We start from the raw sequence: 15,715 nt of genomic DNA on the forward strand, positions 1-15,715 counted from the left end.
TGATGAGTCCCGGCCCCCCGTGCGCAATTGCGCAACTCGGCCGGGACGACGGCGGAGTTTGATGCACGCGCGGCTGCCTCTTCCTGCCGACTAATTCGTCGGCAGCGGGATCTGGTCGTCGATCAGCGCATCCAGCGTCGCCTTCACGTCAACCTTGGCGTCGACGACGCCCGCCTGCTGCAACGCCAGGCCGGCGGCGAGGATCGACTCGCGCTGGGGCGAGCCGATGCGGCTGTGGGTCAGCTCGGTGCGCTCCTTGAGCTGCTTGTCGACGACGGCCTCGGGAAGCTTCGTCACGGCGATGAAGGTCTTCTTCAGTTCGTCATAGTTCGCCAGCGAATATTTGCGCGCCTCTTCGTAAGTGGCGAGCACGCGGCGGGCCACGTCCGGATAGTCCTTCAGGAACTGCTCGCGCACATTGAGGATGCCCCAGGTGTTAGCGTCCGCCTTGCGGTAGAACAGCTTGGCGCCCTCCTCCACTTCGGCCTGCGCCATCATCGGATCGAGCCCGGCCCAGGCATCGACATCGCCGCGGATCAGCGCGGTCTTGCCGTCGGCGTGCTGGAGCAGCACCGGCGTGATGTCCTTCTCGGTGAGGCCGGCGCCAAGCAGCGCGCGCACCAGGAAGATGTGCGGATCGGTGCCGCGCGTCACCGCGACGCGCTTGCCCTTGAGATCCGCAACGCTTGCGATCCTGGACTCCTTGCCCGTCACCAGCGCGGTCCATTCGGGACGCGAATAGACATAGATCGACTTGATCGGGTTGCCGTTGATCTTCGCCACCAGCGCCGCCGAGCCCGCGGTCGAGCCGAAATCGATCGAGCCGGCATTGAGGAATTCGAGCGCCTTGTTGGAGCCGGCCGATTGCACCCAGGTGATGGTGATGCCGTCCTTGGCGAACTCCTTCTCCAGCAGCCCCCTCTGCTTCAGCACCAGCGACACCGGATTGTAGGTCGCCCAGTCGATGCGGATTTCCTTGAGCGGATCGGCCGCCCGCGCCGCGGGGGTCATGGCGAGCGCCATCGCGCCCACCAGCAGAATGCGTCGTGTCATCTTGGTCATGCCCGCCCTCCTCAAAAACTTCATTGTTTTTCAATGAGTTATATCTAGAGGTCAACGAGAAAATCCCACCCTTGAAAGCGGGTCGCCCGAGAACAACTTTGCCCGATGCCGGGCTTTTCAAGCATGGAACGACTATTGCCAGCGAATGGCGGGTGACAGCGCCTGTCACCTCTTATATCCGGTGTGACATGGACAGCGTCACGACAGAGCACAAGCAAGAGGTGGACGATCGCTTCGACACCGCGCGGATCACCGCCGCGGTCGATGCGCTTGCCGAAAAGCACCAGGGACGCGAGGACGCGTTCCGCACGGCCATGGCGCAATTGCTCAAGGCCGAGCTGATCGCGGCGCGCGCCGCCGCACAGGCGATCCTGCTGAAGGACCGCCACGGCCGGCGCTGCGCCGAGCGGCTGTGCCATGTGCAGGACGAGATCATCCGCATCCTCTATTCGGCGGCAACCCGCCATCTCTACCGCTCGCCGATCCCGAGCGGCGCCGAGCGCATGGCGGTGGTCGCGACCGGCGGCTATGGCCGCGGCCTGATGGCGCCGGAATCGGACATCGATCTGCTCTTCATCCTGCCCTACAAGCAGACCGCCTGGGGCGAGCAGGTCGCCGAGGCGATCCTCTATTGCCTCTGGGACATGGGGCTGAAGGTCGGACACGCCACGCGCTCGGTCGACGAGTCGATCCGGCAGGCGCGCGGCGACATGACGATCCGCACCGCAATCCTGGAGACGCGCTTCCTGACCGGCGACCAGCCGCTCTATGACGAGCTGGTCGAGCGCTTCGACAAGGAAGTGGTGCAGGGCACCGCGTCCGAATTCGTCACCGCAAAACTCGCCGAGCGCGAGGAGCGGCACCGGCGCGGCGGCCAGTCGCGCTACCTGGTCGAACCCAACGTCAAGGACGGCAAGGGCGCCTTGCGCGACCTGCACACGCTGTTCTGGATCGCCAAATACGTCTACCGCGTCCGCGACACCGACGAGCTGGTCGAGCGCGGCGTGTTCGACGCGCAGGAATACCGCACGTTCCGCCGCTGCGCCGATTTCCTGTGGTCGGTGCGCTGCAACCTGCACTTCTACTCCGGCCGCGCCGAAGAGCGCCTGTCCTTCGATCTCCAGCGCGAGATCGCGGTCCGGCTCGGCTACACCTCGCATCCCGGCATGCAGGACGTCGAGCGGTTCATGAAGCACTACTTCCTGGTCGCCAAGGAAGTCGGCAACCTCACCGCCATCCTCTGCGCCAAGCTCGAGGACCAGCAGGCCAAGCCCGCGCCGGTCCTGAGCCGGATGATGGCGCGGCTGCGCCCGACCCCCGCGAAGCGGCGCGTGCCTGACAGCGACGACTTCATCGTCGACAACAACCGCATCAACGTCGCCGCGCCCGACGTCTTCAAGCACGATCCGGTCAACCTGATCCGCATCTTCCGCCTGGCGCAGAAGCACAACCTCGCCTTCCACCCGGATGCGATGCGCGACGTGACGCGCTCGCTCGGCCTGATCAACGCCCAGCTTCGCGAGAACCCCGAAGCCAATCGGCTGTTCATGGAGATCCTCACCTCCGACAACGCGGAGATCGTGCTGCGTCGGATGAACGAGACCGGCGTGCTCGGCCACTTCATCCGGGCCTTCGGCAAGATCGTCTCGATGATGCAGTTCAACATGTATCATCACTACACCGTCGACGAGCATCTGATCCGCTGCGTCGGCTTCCTCCAGGACATCGAGCGCGGCGGCATCGAGGAATTCGCTGTAGCCAGCGACCTGATGCGCAAGATCCGGCCCGAGCATCGCTCGGTGATCTACATCGCGACGCTCCTGCACGACGTCGCCAAGGGCCGGCCGGAGGATCACTCCATCGCCGGCGCCAAGGTGGCGCGGCGGCTCTGCCCGCGGCTCGGCTTCAGCCCGGCCGACACCGAGCTCGTGGCCTGGCTGATCGAGGAGCATCTGACCATGTCCACGGTCGCGCAGTCGCGCGACCTGTCGGACCGCAAGACGATCGAGAATTTCGCTGCCGTGGTGCAGTCGGTCGAGCAGATGAAGCTGCTGACGATCCTCACTACCGCCGACATCCGCGGCGTCGGTCCCGGCGTGTGGAACGGCTGGAAGGCGCAGCTGCTGCGTTCACTGTACTACGAGACAGAACCGGTGCTGACCGGCGGCTTCTCGGAAGTCGACCGCGGCAAGCGCCTCACGGCCGCATACGCCGAATTCCGCAACGCCTTCGCCGAATGGCCGGCGGACGAGCTCGACGCCTATATCGCCCGGCACTACCCGGCCTACTGGCTCAAGGTCGAGCTGCCGCGCAAGATCCGCCACGCGCGCTTCGTCCGCTCCAGCGAGCAGGCCGGCCACAAGCTCGCGATCAATGTCGGCTTCGACGAGGTGCGCGGCGTCACCGAGCTGACTATCTTCGCGGCCGATCATCCCTGGCTGCTGTCGATCATCGCGGGCGCCTGCGCCTCCGCCGGCGCCAACATCGTCGACGCCCAGATCTACACCACGACCGACGGCCGCGCGCTCGACACGATCTCGATCTCCCGGGAATACGACCGCGACGAGGACGAGGGAAGGCGCGCCACCCGTATCGGCGAGATGATCGAGGACGTGCTGGAAGGCAAGCTGCGCCTGCCCGAGGTGGTGGCGCGGCGCACGGTGCGCAGCAAGGCACGGCCCTTCGTGATCGAGCCTGAAGTGACCATCAACAACCAGTGGTCCGACCGCTACACCGTGATCGAGGTATCCGGCCTCGACCGGCCCGGCCTGCTCTACGAGCTCACCACCGCGATCTCGAAGCTCAATCTGAACATCGCCTCCGCCCACGTCGCGACCTTTGGCGAGCGCGCGCGCGACGTGTTCTACGTCACCGACCTGCTCGGCGCGCAGATCAACGCGCCGACCCGCCAGTCCGCGATCAAGAGCGCGCTGACCCACGTGATGGCCGGCGACAAGGCGGTTCAGCCCGCGGCGTGACGGCGGTCGCGCGCACCTCTCTCCCCTCGTCATTCCGGGGCGCCGCGCAGCGGCGAGCCCGGAATCCATCGAGCCACTGGTGACGCGGATAAATGGATTCCGGGTTCGCGCTACGCGCGCCCCGGAATGACCACGGGAGTGAGAACCTAGACCTCCACTCCCTCGTGCCGCAGCAGCCAGCGCTTACGCTCGAGCCCGCCGCCGTATTTCACCAGCGAGCCGTCGGCGCCGATCAGGCGGTGACAGGGCAGCACCACGCTGATCGGGTTGGAGCCGTTGGCATGGCCGACGGCGCGAATGGCCCTGGGCATGTCGATCCTTGCGGCCAGCGCGCCGTAGCTCATCGTGGTGCCGGCGGGGATTTGCGCAAGCGCGGTCCAGACCTTTTGCTGGAACGGTGTGCCGGCGATGCGCCATGCGATCGCTGATAGCCTTCCGAGGTTACCTGCGAAGTAATCCGACAGCGCGGCCTTGATCGCTGCCGGCGCGGAGCGCTGGCTCAGATCCACCGCGCCGTAGTGCAGGCGCAGCAGCTCGCGCATGCGGTGCTCGTAGTCGTCCCAGTCGAGCGCACGCAGGGCGCCCTCGGCATCGGTGACGAGCAGGGCGGTTCCGATCGGCGTCGCCAGACGATCGAGGCCGAAGCGTTCCGGCAGGCTGGTTGATCGAGCGGCCATTGCGACTCCATCACTTCAAATCATGGGATCGCACTTGCCATGCCGGGCGTGCTACCGTCCACCCGAAAGCTGACGCTTTGGGGGAGCTCAACTTGAGTCTGATCGCGAATATCCTGGTGGCGCTGGTCGCCGCACTGCACGCCTACTTCCTGATCCTGGAGATGTTTCTCTGGGACAAGCCGCAGGGCTTGAAGGTCTTTCGCAATACGCCGGAAAAGGCCGCGATCACGAAGGTGATGGCTGCCAATCAGGGCCTCTATAACGGCTTCCTTGCCGCCGGCCTGATCTGGGGCCTGCTTCACGGCAACCCGGCCTTTGCATTCCAGATCAAGGCGTTCTTCCTGCTTTGCGTGATCGTGGCCGGCGCCTATGGCGCGGCGACCGTCAGCACGCGCATCCTGCTCGTGCAGGCACTGCCGGCGGCGATCGCGCTGGTGGCATTGTTCCTGGCCTAGGACCGCTGGCCTAAGATCCTTGGCCCAGGATCTTTGGCCTTAAGATCCTTGGCCTGAGACGCTACGGCGCAGTGCCGCGATCCTTGCGCGGCGGCGAACGTTCCTCCACACTCTTCGGCAGCGATGGCGACCGTTGCAACCAACGGAAAAGACCATCGGCCGAAAATTCCGTCAGGAGGAACAACCCAACATGAGCAATCGCAGAGTCTTCATGGCTGCCACGGCGGCGCTCGCCTTCGCGTTCTCCGCCAGCCAAGCCATCGCACAGAAGAAATATGACACCGGTGCGAGCGACACCGAGATCAAGATCGGCCAGACCGTGCCGTTCTCCGGCGCCTACTCCGTCTATGCCAATATTGGCAAGACCCAGGCCGCCTACTTCAAGATGATCAACGACCAGGGCGGCATCAACGGCCGCAAGATCAACCTGATCCAGTATGACGACGCCTATTCGCCGCCGAAGACCGTCGAGCAGGTCCGCAAGCTGGTCGAAGGCGACGAGGTGCTCTTCACCTTCCAGCTCATCGGCACCGCGGCCAACGCCGCCGTGCAGAAATATCTCAACGGCAAGAAGGTGCCGCAGCTGCTGGCCTCGACCGGCGCGGCGCGTTTCAACGATCCGCAGAACTATCCCTGGACCATCGCCTACAATCCGAACTACGTGTCCGAGGGGCGCATCTACGCCAAGTACATTCTGGCCAATCACCCCAACGCCAAGATCGGCGTGCTCTACCAGAACGACGACATGGGACGCGACTACCTCGCGGGGCTCAAGAGCGGCCTCGGCGACAAGGCCGCCGGCATGATCGTCGGCGAGGTGTCCTACGAGGTCACCGATCCGACCGTGGATTCGCAGGTGGTCAAGCTGAAGTCGATGGGCGTCGACCTGTTCTATGATGCCTCGACGCCGAAATTCGCCGCGCAGGCCATCAAGAAGCTCGCCGACCTCGGCTGGACGCCGGTGCACATCCTCGACATCAATGCGAGCCCGATCTCGGCGACGCTGAAGCCGGCCGGCCTCGAGATCTCCAAGGGCATCATCTCGACCCAGTATGGCAAGGAACCCAGCGATCCGCAGTGGAAGGACGATCCGGGCGTGAAGGCCTTCTTCGCCTTCATGGACAAGTACTTCCCGGAAGGCGACAAGCTCAACACCGTCAACACCTATGCCTATTCGGTGGCCGAGCTGCTGGTGCAGGTCTTGAAGCAATGCGGCGACGACCTCACGCGTGAGAACGTCATGAAGCAGGTCGCCAACATCAAGGACTTCACCCCGAGCTTCGCGCTGCCCGGCATCAAGATCAACACCGGGCCGAACGACTACCGCGTCAACAAGCAGATGCAGATGATGAAGTTCAACGGCGAGCGCTGGGAGCTGTTCGGACCGATCATCGAGGACAACGGTCCGTCGGGCTAGCGACTCGGAGACGTCACAGGGTGGGTTGGCGAACCGCAGCCCACCCTACGAACTGCGGGCACATCCCCGCCTTGCGTTGCAGCAACGCCTCCTCCACACTCCCCGGCAGCGATGGCGCCGGGCGCGCAACAGTGCGTCCGGCAGATCATCGGCAATAACAAGCTGAGGAAATTTCGAATGAGGAATGGAATGCTGCATCTGGCCACGGCAACGGCGCTGACCCTGGCGCTGTCGGTCTCTGCGGCCAATGCCCAGAAAAAATATGATCCGGGCGCCAGCGACACCGAGATCAAGGTCGGCCAGACCGTGCCGTTCTCGGGGCCAGCGTCGGCCTATGCGTCGATCGGCAAGACCCAGGCCGCTTACTTCAAGATGATCAACGACCAGGGCGGCATCAACGGCCGCAAGATCAATCTGATTCAATACGACGATGCCTATTCGCCGCCGAAAGCGGTGGAGCAGGTCCGCAAGCTCGTCGAGAGCGACGAGGTGCTGCTCACCTTCCAGATCATCGGCACGCCGTCGAACGCGGCCGTGCAGAAATATCTCAACTCCAAGAAAGTGCCGCAGCTGTTCGCGGCCACCGGCGCCTCGAAGTTCACGGACCCCAAGAACTTCCCGTGGACCATGGGCTACAATCCGAACTATTTCGTCGAAGGCCGCATCTATGGCCAATACATCCTGAAGGAGCATCCGAACGCCAAGATCGGCGTGCTCTATCAGAACGACGACCTCGGCAAGGACTATCTGAACGGCATCAAGGCCGGCCTCGGCGACAAGGCCGCCAAGATGATCGTGACGGAGGCGTCCTACGAGGTGTCCGACCCGACCGTCGATTCGCAGATCCTCAAGATCAAGGATGCCGGCGCCGATTTGTTCTTCAGCGCGACCACGCCGAAGCAGGCGGCGCAGGCGATCAAGAAGATCGCCGAGCTCGGCTGGCATCCGGTGCAGATCGTCGACATCAACGCGACCTCGGTCGGCGCGGTGATGAAGCCGGCAGGGCTCGATGCCGCCAAGGGCGTCATCAGCGTCAACTACGGCAAGGACCCGCTCGATCCGACCTGGAAGGACGATGCCGGCATGAAGCGGTATCTCGACTTCATGGCGAAATACTACCCGGACGGCGACAAGGACTCGAACTTCAACACCTACGGCTACGGCACCGCGCAGCTTCTGGCCCATGTGCTCCAGCAGTGCGGCGACAACCTGACGCGCGAGAACGTCATGAAGCAGGCGGCGTCGCTGAAGGACGTGACCGGCGACATCGCGCTGCCGGGCATCAAGGCCAACACCTCGCCGACCGACTACCGCGTCAACAAGCAGCTTCAGATGATGAAGTTCAACGGCGAGCGCTGGGAGTTGTTCGGCCCGATCCTGGAGGATGCGGGGCCGGCGGGTTAGTTTCCTCCGCTGTCATTCCGGGGCGATGCGACAGCATCGAACCCGGAATCTCGAGATTCCGGGTTCGGCTCTTCGAGCCGCCCCGGAATGACTGAACAAGAAGGCGTGGATGGCTGGGTCAAGCCCGGCCGTGACGGCAGAGAGAGTGTCGCTCCGCGGCTCTCAAGTCGGCACCTCGCCAAAATTCTTCCCCACCGGCAGCACCGCGTGCCGGATCAGCCGCGAATCCTCCACGGCGGCCTGGCGGTGCTTCACCGCCTCGCGATAGACGGGATCGCGGATCATCTCGACGAAGGCGGCGACGCTTGGGTATTCGGCGATGAAGCAATGGTCCCAGCGTTCCTCCTGCGGGCCGATCAGCATCAGCTCGAACCTGCCCTGCCAGACGATGCGCCCGCCGAGGCGTTCGAACACCGGGCCGCTCTCGCGGCCATAGGCCGCGTAGGCCTCCGCGCCGCTCGCCTTGCGGCCGTCCGGGTAGACGGCGTCTTTGCGCAGCCGCACCAGATTGAGCATGTGGATCGGGCCCGGGCGATCGTTGTCCCGGAACTGCGCGAAAATCTCCTTGGTCGGATCGATGTGGCCCATAGGTACTCCCTCGTGTGTTCCCTCTTGTTTTGTGGCGGCGATCCTAGCTTCGCCGTCCGATCAGCGGAACTGCGGCGGGCGAATGCCGCACCTCCTAATCGCGCGTTAAGCTCTGGGTAACCGGGCCTTAAACAGCGACCGCTAGCGTGCGGCGGGGCGGGCTGACCGGGCGTTTTGCGTATGGCGTGGGGAAAGAAAAAGGGTGGCCGGAAGGAGCCGCTGTTCGGCTTGCCCGCGGCGCTCGCCGACCTGCGCCTGACCGCGGCCGACCGCGTCCCGGGCGGCGAGGACAAGCCGAAGAAGTCAGCGAAATCGTCCGCCAAGCGCAAAGCTGAGGATTCCGGCGACGAGCCGCCGCGCGAGCGGAAGCCACCGGCCGGCCGCAGCAGCGCCAAGCGCCGGTCGAAGTCGCGTATCGGCGCCAGCCTTGGCCGCCTGGTCTATTGGGGCGCGGTGGTGGGCCTGTGGGGCGCCATCGCCGTGGTCGGCGTCGTGATCTATGTCGGCGCCCATCTGCCGCCGATCCAGTCGCTGGAAATTCCCAAGCGTCCGCCGACGATCCAGATCGTCGGCATGGACGGCAGCATGCTGGCGCAACGCGGCGAGATGGCCGGCGCCAATGTCGCGCTGAAGGATCTGCCGCCATACCTGCCCAAGGCCTTCATCGCCATCGAGGACCGCCGCTTCTATTCGCATTTCGGCATCGATCCCGTCGGCATCCTGCGCGCCCTCGTCACCAACGTGCTTCATCGCGGCGTGTCGCAGGGCGGCTCGACGTTGACGCAGCAGCTCGCGAAGAACCTGTTCCTGACCCAGGAGCGCACCATGCAGCGCAAGCTGCAGGAGGCGGAGCTCGCGATCTGGCTGGAGCGCAAGCATTCCAAGGACGAGATCCTGGAGCTCTATCTCAACCGCGTCTATTTCGGCTCCGGCGCCTACGGCGTCGAGGCCGCCGCGCAGCGCTATTTCGGCAAGTCGGCGAAGAACGTGACCATCGCGGAAGCCGCGATGCTGGCCGGCCTCGTCAAGTCGCCCTCGCGGCTTGCGCCGAACCGCAACCCGGAAGGCGCGGAAGCGCGCGCGCAAATCGTGCTCACGGCGATGGCGGATGCAAGGTTCATCACCGAAGCGCAGGCGCAGGCCTCGATCGGCCATCCCTCCTACAATGTGAAGCCGGTCGGCGCCGGCACGGTCAATTACGTCGCCGACTGGATCGGCGAGGTGCTGGACGACCTCGTCGGCCAGATCGACGAGAGCATCAAGGTCGAGACCACGATCGATCCGAAGCTGCAGGGCGTGGCGGAAGCCGCCATCATCGACGAACTCGCGGCCAAGAGCGTGAAGTTCAATGTCAGCCAGGGCGCGCTGGTGGCGATGACGCCCGACGGCGCCGTGCGCGCCATGGTCGGCGGGCGGAACTATTCCGAGAGCCAGTACAACCGCGCGGTGACCGCCAAGCGCCAGCCGGGCTCCTCGTTCAAGCCGTTCGTGTACCTCACCGCGCTCGAGCAGGGCCTGACGCCCGACACCGTACGCCAGGACGCGCCGATCGAGGTGAAGGGTTGGAGACCTGAGAACTACACCCATGAATATTTCGGCGCGGTGACGCTGACCCAGGCGCTGGCGATGTCGCTCAACACGGTCGCCATCCGCCTCGGCCTTGAGGTCGGGCCCAAGAACGTGGTGCGCACCGCGCACCGGCTCGGCATCTCCTCGAAGCTCGAGCCCAATGCCTCGATCGCGCTCGGCACCTCCGAAGTCTCGGTCGTCGAGCTGGTCGGCGCCTATGCGCCCTTCGCCAATGGCGGCTTCGCGGTGACGCCGCATGTCGTCACGCGGATCAGGACGCTCAGTGGCAAGCTGCTCTACATGCGCCAGCCCGACGAGCGCAACCAGGTGATCGACCCGCGCTATGTCGGCATGATGAATTCAATGATGCGGGAAACGCTGATATCAGGCACCGCCAAGAAGGCGGAGATCCCCGGCTGGCCCGCGGCCGGCAAGACCGGCACCAGCCAGGATTACCGTGACGCCTGGTTCATCGGCTACACCGCCAGCCTCGTCACCGGCGTCTGGCTCGGCAATGACGACAACGCGCCGACCAAGAAGGCCACCGGCGGCGGCCTGCCGGTCGAAGTCTGGTCGCGCTTCATGCGCACCGCGCACGAGGGCGTGCCGGTGGCGAACTTGCCGAACTCGCAAGCGAGCTGGGGCCTGTCGAACCTCGCGCAGGCGGCATCGCAGGTGTCGCCGCCGACGGCGGCCGCGCCCGGACCGGCGCCTGTGAACAATAGCGGCTATCGCCCGCCACCGACGCGCGCCAATGCGCGGCCGGAAGCGGCGGCGGGGCTGGATGGCTGGCTGATGGACCGGTTGTTTGGTGGAAATCGGTAGGCCTTGCTTGAGGCCGTAACGACCTCAAAACAGAAACTGCGAAAACAACCCCATGCACAGTAGCCGGTGATTGGTGGCGCGATGCGCGGTGGATTGTGCGAGGTCATTGATACGTCGGGCAAATCAAAAGCCGTGGCGCAAGGCGCTGACGTCGCCCCACTCTCCGCCGTCATTGCCCGCGAAAGCGGGCAATCCAGTACGCTGCGGCCTCTCGATTCAATAACAACCGCCTCGGAATACTAGATCGCCCGCTTTCGCGGGCGATGACAGCTCCAATTTGGTTAGCAGCCGACGCTAATCCTCGACCCCGTACCGGTGCAGGTCGTTCCCGCACGTGTCGAGCCACTTCTTGGCGCGCTCCATCGAGGGGCAGACCTTGCCGCACACGCGCCAGAACCGCGCCGAGTGGTTCATCTCGACGAGATGGGCGACCTCGTGGGCGGCGAGATAGTCGAGCACGAAGGGCGGCGCGAGGATCAGGCGCCAGGAGAACGACAGCGAGCCGGCCGAGGTGCAGGAGCCCCAGCGGCTGGACTGGTCGCGGATCGACAGCCGCTTGACCCTGACACCGAGCTCGGCGGCATAGGCTTCGGCCGAACGCTGAAGATCGTGGCGCGCCTCGCGCTTGAGGAAGTCATGGACGCGGCGGTCAGCATGCTCGACGCCGCCGGCGACGCAGAGAATGCGTTCACCGCTGTCGCGCACTTCGGTCCACACCGTGCCGCGCGCACCGGCGCGATGAACGATGCGATGGGGAACACCGCGAAGCGGTATCACTGTGCCAGGCTGGAACGGCGCGGCCTTCGGCAAACGCCCGAGACGTGCCGCAATCCATGCACCGTGACGCTGCGCGAAGTCTTTTGCTTCGGCGAGCGTGCCGCGCGGCGGCATGGTGAGGATGGCTTCGCGATCGCTCGGATGAATTCTGAGCGTGTAGCGGCGCGCACGCCTGTGCCGACGCAGCCGAATCGCAAAAAACTGCGATCCATGGGTGATGACGAGGGTCTTTGGCTCGTGGGGCCGCCGATAGAGGAGAGCGCGAGTGGCCATGTCTGTCAGTCCGGGGAGCAGGAGTTCGCCCGGATTCTGCCATAACCGCCGCCAGGGAAAGCGCTCGGCGCAAAAACAAATCATTTGCCCAATATACAGGGGTCTGGCGTCCGGGAGACCCTACAGACTGGGGTTGGAACCCGCTTTTTTCGCCCCCTCCGGACGCATGCGACACCCCCAAGGGGTGAGGGCTGACTCACTCCTATAAAGCTACCTAAATACCGCGAATCTGGAGGGAACCAAGCCCTGCCGGAACCTCCGGCAGCACCCGAATTTTCGACGGGAAAGCCGAAAAACGCGTCGAGAGCGATGCCCGCTCCGATGTGATCGAACGGAGATGGCTCTCGATTCCACTTCTGACGCGTTTTCTTTGCGCGAACCGGTCCCGCTTCGCTCGAAAACGCTCTATTCGGCCGCGAGAGCCTGCAACGAGCTCGGATTCGCAGCGGAGACCATGAAGTCGTGAATCCTCGGCACGATTTCCGACTTGAAACGCGAGCCGTTGAACACGCCGTAATGGCCGACGCCCTTCTGGACGTAATGAACGCGGCGATGATCGGGGATCGAGCGGCACAATGTGTGCGTTGCTTCGGTCTGACCGAGACCGGAGATGTCGTCGTTCTCGCCTTCGACCGTCATCAACGCCACACGCTTGACCTTGGAGGGATCGACGCGGGTTCCACGATGGGTCATCTCGCCCTTCGGCAGCGCGTGCTTCACGAACACGGTGTCGACGGTCTGCAGGTAATACTCGGCGGAGAGGTCCATCACCGCGAGATATTCGTCATAGAACTCACGATGCTTGTCGACGAGATCGCCGTCGCCCTTCACCAGATGGGCGAAAAGCTGCTTGTGGGCATCCATGTGCCGGTCGAGATTCATGCTGATGAAGCCGTTGAGCTGCAAAAATCCCGGATAGACGTCGCGCATCATGCCCGGATGCGGGAACGGCACCTTGGTGATGACGTGGTTGCGGAACCAGTCGATGCCGCGCTCCTGGGCGAGGTTGTTCACCGCGGTCGGATTGCGGCGGGTGTCGATCGGGCCGCCCATCAGGGTCATCGAGGTCGGCACGAACGGATCGCGCTGCGCTTCCATGATCGAAACGGCGGCGACGACGGGCACCGAGGGCTGGCACACCGCCATGACATGGGTGTTGCCGCCGAGGACGTGCAACATCTCGATGATGTAGTCGATGTAGTCGTCGAGATCGAAGCGGCCGTCGCTGAGGGGCACCATGCGGGCATCGGCCCAGTCGGTGATGTAGACATCATGCGCGGGCAGCAACGCCTCGACCGTGCCGCGCAGCAGCGTCGCATAGTGGCCGGACATCGGGGCCACGATCAGCACGCGCGGCTGCGGGCTGCGCAGCGGACGGGTGAACTTGCGATCGAAGTAGAGCAGCCGGCAGAACGGCTTTTCCCAGACAGAACGGATCTCGACGGGGACGCGGATGCCGTTGACCTCGGTGTCGTTGAGGCCCCATTCCGGCTTGCCGTAGCGGCGCGTGGTGCGCTCGAACAATTCGCAGGCCGCGGCGACCGACTTGCCGACCTCGGTGCGCGCCCAGGGATTGAGGGGATTCTGAAACAGGAACTTGGTCGCGTCGGTGACCGCACGTGCCGGATTGAGAGAGGCGTGGGCCATCTCGTACATCCAGTACATCGGCGTCGTCAGGACCGGACTGCCTTCTGCAGCCAGGGGCGGCGCGCCGCCAAACTCACCAATAGGCATCGCTATATCCCTCTTCGCATCGCAGCATACTGCCGAATGCGTAATATTGCGTCAATGCACCGTCCCCGTACATCTACGTGGCAAAGACGGTTAAATCAGCCTGAATCCACGGGAAAGTGAAACTATTCGCCGGCGGACAGCAGCGAGCCGTTCTTCCTGGCGCTGCGCAAAAGGGCAAGGAATGCCCCAAAAGATGCAATCAGCAGCCCTAAATTGATGGCCAGCGCCTCCAGCATCAGGTCGATCCGGAAGGTGTTCTCGATCAAGAGCGCCCGCATCCCCTCGAAAACGTAGGTCGGCGGCAGCGTCCAGGCGACAGCTTGCAGCCAGACCGGCAGCACGCTGACCGGATAGTAGATGCAGGCGAGCGGCATGATCGCGAACATCAGGGTCCAGACGATGCTCTCGGCGCCGAGACCGTTTCGCAGCACGAGCCCTGACACGAAGATGCCGACCGACCAGCTGGTGAAGATCAGATTGCAGAAGAACGCGATCAGCGGCAGGCCGAGGGCGTAGACGTTGAAGTGAAACAAAAACAGCGCGAGCAGCGTCATCGGGATCACGCCGATCGCGAGCCGGATCAGGCTCATGATCATCAGCGACAGCAGAAATTCGATCGGCTTCAGGGGGCTCATCATGAGGTTGCCGAGGTTGCGCGCCCACATCTCCTCCAGGAAGGAGATGGAGAAGCCGAGCTGGCCGCGGAACAGGATGTCCCAGAGGATGACGGCGCCGATCAGCGTGCCGCCGGCGCGCGCGAAGAAATTGGCGTTTTGCGCGATGTAGAGCTGCAGGAAGCCCCAGGTGATGACTTGGAGCGCAGGCCAGTAGAGCAGCTCGAGCAGCCGCGGCCAGGACGACATCAACAGGTACCAGTAGCGCAGGATCATCGCGCCGATGCGCTGCATGGAGATGCCGCGATGGAGGGTGATGTCAGTCATCGCGGCACCGTGCAGCCCGGATGAAGCTTCGTCATTCCGGGGCGCGCAGAGCGCGAGCTATGATGCGCCCCGGGATGACGGGATCCATCCGGGCTAGGACCGAAAAATCGGGACTCCCTCATCGCGCCGCCTCCTTCTCGCCGTTCACCCGGCCGCGCGCGACGTCCAGGAACACCTCCTCCAGCGTGGTGCGGTTGTAGCGGGCCATGATGGCCTCCGGCGTGTCGTCATCCTCGATGCGGCCGCGCTTCATGATGATGACGCGGTCGCACAGACGCTCGACCTCGAGCATGTTGTGCGAGGCCAAGAGGATGGTGGCGTTGTTCTCCTTGCGATAGCGCTCCAGATGGCCTCGCACCCAATCGGCGGTGTCAGGGTCGAGCGAGGCGGTCGGCTCGTCCAGGAGCAGCAGCTCGGGCTGGTTGATCAGCGCTTTCGCCAGCGCGACGCGGGTCTTCTGGCCGGCGGAGAGCTTGCCGTTGGCACGGTCGATGAATTCGGTGAGGTCGAGATCGTCGGCGAGCCTGGCGATGCGGCCCGCGAGATTCTTCACCGCATAGAGCTTGCCGAAGATGGTGAGGTTCTGCCGCACCGTGAGCCGCATCGGCATGTCGACATAGGGGCTTTCGAAATTCATCCGCCCCAGCACGGAAGCGCTCTCCTCGGGCATCTTATGCCCGAGCACCTGCACGCGGCCGGAGGTCGGCAGCACCAGGCCCATGATCATCGCGATGGTCGTGGTCTTGCCGGCGCCGTTGCCGCCCAGGAGCCCGGTGATGCTGCCGCGCGGCAGCGAAAAGGAGATATCGTCGACGGCGCGGGTCTGCTTGTAGACCTTAACGAGGTGATCGACCGCAATTGCCGCAGAGGAGCTGCGCTCCGCGACAGTCGGCGGACTTGAAGCTTTGTCGTTCCCGGTCATGCTGAGCCGTTCTTCTGCTATTGCAGCTGACAGCGCAAGGCTTGTAATCCGGGTGGTTCCACCAGCCGCGCGTTCGTGACCAGAAGGCACCGC

General features: G+C 64.3%; 12 protein-coding genes. 5 read left to right on the forward strand and 7 right to left on the reverse strand.

Going from position 1 to position 15,715, the window contains the following annotated elements:
- Window positions 1-90: 90 nt before the first annotated feature.
- Window positions 91-1,062, reverse strand: coding sequence for an aliphatic sulfonate ABC transporter substrate-binding protein (locus tag ACVWW6_RS05655; protein WP_456680318.1), 972 nt, complete (start codon window positions 1,060-1,062; stop codon window positions 91-93).
- Window positions 1,063-1,250: 188 nt separating this feature from the next.
- On the opposite strand from ACVWW6_RS05655, the gene ACVWW6_RS05660 reads away from it, so the two are divergent.
- Complete coding sequence (locus ACVWW6_RS05660; RefSeq protein ID WP_038965190.1) at window positions 1,251-4,040, forward strand: [protein-PII] uridylyltransferase; 2,790 nt, start codon at window positions 1,251-1,253, stop codon at window positions 4,038-4,040.
- Window positions 4,041-4,186: 146 nt separating this feature from the next.
- Here ACVWW6_RS05660 and ACVWW6_RS05665 read toward each other — a convergent pair whose 3' ends face one another.
- Window positions 4,187-4,717: a methylated-DNA--[protein]-cysteine S-methyltransferase gene (locus ACVWW6_RS05665; RefSeq protein WP_028172604.1), complete on the reverse strand. Its 531-nt coding sequence runs from the start codon at window positions 4,715-4,717 to the stop codon at window positions 4,187-4,189.
- Window positions 4,718-4,815: 98 nt separating this feature from the next.
- Between ACVWW6_RS05665 and ACVWW6_RS05670 the strand changes: the two genes are divergently transcribed.
- The 3 genes from ACVWW6_RS05670 to ACVWW6_RS05680 all read left to right on the forward strand — a co-directional run bounded on the left by ACVWW6_RS05670 (window position 4,816) and on the right by ACVWW6_RS05680 (window position 7,993).
- On the forward strand, window positions 4,816-5,172 hold the full coding sequence (locus tag ACVWW6_RS05670) for a DUF1304 domain-containing protein (protein ID WP_211434386.1): 357 nt from the start codon (window positions 4,816-4,818) through the stop codon (window positions 5,170-5,172).
- A 190-nt stretch (window positions 5,173-5,362) separates the two neighbouring features.
- Window positions 5,363-6,589 (forward strand): ABC transporter substrate-binding protein, encoded by a 1,227-nt coding sequence (locus ACVWW6_RS05675; protein WP_456680319.1) that lies wholly within the window; start codon window positions 5,363-5,365, stop codon window positions 6,587-6,589.
- Between the two features lie 177 nt (window positions 6,590-6,766).
- Window positions 6,767-7,993, forward strand: a complete 1,227-nt coding sequence (locus ACVWW6_RS05680) for an ABC transporter substrate-binding protein (RefSeq protein WP_028172601.1) — start codon at window positions 6,767-6,769, stop codon at window positions 7,991-7,993.
- Between the two features lie 162 nt (window positions 7,994-8,155).
- Here ACVWW6_RS05680 and ACVWW6_RS05685 read toward each other — a convergent pair whose 3' ends face one another.
- The gene (locus tag ACVWW6_RS05685; RefSeq protein ID WP_011083733.1) at window positions 8,156-8,581 is read right to left on the reverse strand and encodes a DUF1330 domain-containing protein; all 426 of its coding nucleotides are present in this window, start codon (window positions 8,579-8,581) and stop codon (window positions 8,156-8,158) included.
- Window positions 8,582-8,761: 180 nt separating this feature from the next.
- Here ACVWW6_RS05685 and ACVWW6_RS05690 point away from each other — a divergent pair, with 180 nt between their 5' ends.
- Window positions 8,762-10,975, forward strand: a complete 2,214-nt coding sequence (locus ACVWW6_RS05690; RefSeq protein WP_456680320.1) for a transglycosylase domain-containing protein — start codon at window positions 8,762-8,764, stop codon at window positions 10,973-10,975.
- A gap of 294 nt (window positions 10,976-11,269) precedes the next feature.
- Here ACVWW6_RS05690 and ACVWW6_RS05695 read toward each other — a convergent pair whose 3' ends face one another.
- The 4 genes from ACVWW6_RS05695 to ACVWW6_RS05710 all read right to left on the reverse strand — a co-directional run bounded on the left by ACVWW6_RS05695 (window position 11,270) and on the right by ACVWW6_RS05710 (window position 15,622).
- On the reverse strand, window positions 11,270-12,109 hold the full coding sequence (locus tag ACVWW6_RS05695) for a M48 family metallopeptidase (RefSeq protein ID WP_011083731.1): 840 nt from the start codon (window positions 12,107-12,109) through the stop codon (window positions 11,270-11,272).
- Window positions 12,110-12,430: 321 nt separating this feature from the next.
- Window positions 12,431-13,759, reverse strand: coding sequence for a polyhydroxyalkanoate depolymerase (locus tag ACVWW6_RS05700; RefSeq protein WP_028172598.1), 1,329 nt, complete (start codon window positions 13,757-13,759; stop codon window positions 12,431-12,433).
- 122 nt (window positions 13,760-13,881) lie between these two features.
- Window positions 13,882-14,700, reverse strand: a complete 819-nt coding sequence (locus ACVWW6_RS05705; protein ID WP_456680321.1) for an ABC transporter permease — start codon at window positions 14,698-14,700, stop codon at window positions 13,882-13,884.
- A gap of 118 nt (window positions 14,701-14,818) precedes the next feature.
- On the reverse strand, window positions 14,819-15,622 hold the full coding sequence (locus tag ACVWW6_RS05710; protein WP_060909491.1) for an ABC transporter ATP-binding protein: 804 nt from the start codon (window positions 15,620-15,622) through the stop codon (window positions 14,819-14,821).
- Window positions 15,623-15,715: the final 93 nt, after the last annotated feature.

The sequence above is a fragment of the Bradyrhizobium sp. USDA 3311 genome, assembly GCF_054062495.1.